The sequence below is a fragment of the Companilactobacillus paralimentarius DSM 13238 = JCM 10415 genome, from assembly GCF_001434985.1.
Lineage (GTDB): Bacteria > Bacillota > Bacilli > Lactobacillales > Lactobacillaceae > Companilactobacillus > Companilactobacillus paralimentarius.
The window spans coordinates 1-938 of sequence record NZ_AZES01000069.1; the positions used below are offsets into that span (position 1 = coordinate 1).

1 pseudogene is annotated in these 938 nt (G+C 34.5%); it reads left to right on the forward strand.

What is annotated here, in order from left to right:
* The first annotated feature begins 70 nt into the window (after positions 1-70).
* Positions 71-643: pseudogene (locus FD33_RS12885) on the forward strand (GGDEF domain-containing protein).
* Positions 644-938 lie beyond the last annotated feature (295 nt).

Here is a 938-nt window from a genome sequence, read left to right on the forward strand (position 1 = left end):
AAACGCGGTTCTGAATGTCTCTTAAAACCTGTCTCAAATATTGACTTCAATCCAATATTGTGAACATAAGATGCAGTTAACCTTGAACGGCTATGACACATTAAAAAAGGCTGTCAACTATGACGAATTAACTGGAATTAGAAACCGCTCTAGTCTAGATAAGAATTCTAAGGAAATCTATGAGCAATATTCACATGAAGACAACGTTCCTTTATCTATGGCAATGTTTGATATCGATCATTTTAAACTCTTTAATGATCAATACGGACACTCAACTGGCGACGAAGTCCTACGTCACGTTTCTCACACCATGGAACGTGAATTATATTAAAAAAAGACGCACGGACAAATTTTCCGCTTTGGTGGAGAAGAATTCATTATTATTTTTCGCGGTAAAAATGCCGAAGAATGTAAACCAATCATTACTGATTTAAGAAATACCTTACTTCACTCACCACTCTTCTTCAACGGTAAGAAATTGAATGTCAGCGTATCATTTGGTGTTTCTCAATTAAAGCCAACTGACTCCGGCTTTACAGATTTATTCAATCGAGTCGATAGTTATCTTTATAAATCTAAAAACGCCGGTCGTAATAAAATGACCATTGAAGATATTACCTATAGCTTTGATGAAGCCAAGTAGTAAAATAGCATCCATTCAGATGAACTCCCTCCATGGGGATAAATTTGAACGGGTGCTATTATTTTCTTTAAGTAAAAGACGTTACTTTTTGTATTTTTTGACAAAAAAATAGTGAGAAATTAATCTCACCGTCGGGAAGGAATCAGTTGTTTTTAAATCTGGTGGTCCCTATATGTCATAGTAAACCATGTTTGGCCTGACCGCAATAGTATAAATCGATAATCTTAACTCTTTTTTTAATACGAAAATTTCAATAACAAGTTAGCCACTTGGACAAAATAAATTGAATCCAAGT